Below are 602 nucleotides of genomic sequence, written 5' to 3'. Positions count from 1 at the left end.
GGACCACGGCGAGGGCCGCGAAGGCGCGCAGGCCCTGGAGATTCCGGATCATGACCGGGATTGTAACGCCGCGGCCTCATCCGTCCAGGACAGGTTGGCTGACCTTCAGAGACCGTTTGGGAATTCCGCCGGAGTTCTCAAACGGTCCTCAGATCATGCCGGGAACGGTGAGCTTGCTGCGGTCGATCAGCCGCTCGTACCGGAAGGGCGTGGGGTCGATGCTGGGCTTGGCCGATGTCACGAGGTCCGCCGCCAGCTTGCCGGCGGAGGGGCCGGTGCCGAAGCCATGGCCGGAGAAGCCGGCCGCGACGACCAGGCCGGGGATCTTTGCGATCGGCGCGATCACCGGGTTGCCGTCGGGCGTCCAGTCGATGGCGCCGCCCCAGCTTTGCGCCACGCGGATCTGGCCCTTCAGCTCGGGATATGTCTCGCCCATCGCCACCAGCGCCTCGTCGATGAGGGATTGCTGCGGTGCCGGGTCCAGCATGCGGATGCGCTCGAAGGGGGAGACGGAATCCAGCGACCAGCGGGACATGGATTCCGGCCCGTCGAAGAAGGAACGGCCGATGCGGATGGCGAGCTTGTCGCGCCGGGCCATGAAC

The 602-nt window shown here is 67.6% G+C and carries 1 protein-coding gene; it reads right to left on the bottom strand.

Annotated features, from left to right (window positions below):
- Positions 1 to 148: 148 nt before the first annotated feature.
- A partial coding sequence (locus AC1DWF_RS36350) for an NAD(P)/FAD-dependent oxidoreductase (RefSeq protein ID WP_476843296.1) occupies positions 149 to 602 on the bottom strand: 454 nt, incomplete at its 5' end.

The organism is Aminobacter sp. P4_D5, assembly GCF_056401815.1.
The sequence above is the reverse complement of the archived record's forward strand: the minus strand, read 5'-3'. Positions and strand labels throughout refer to the sequence as shown.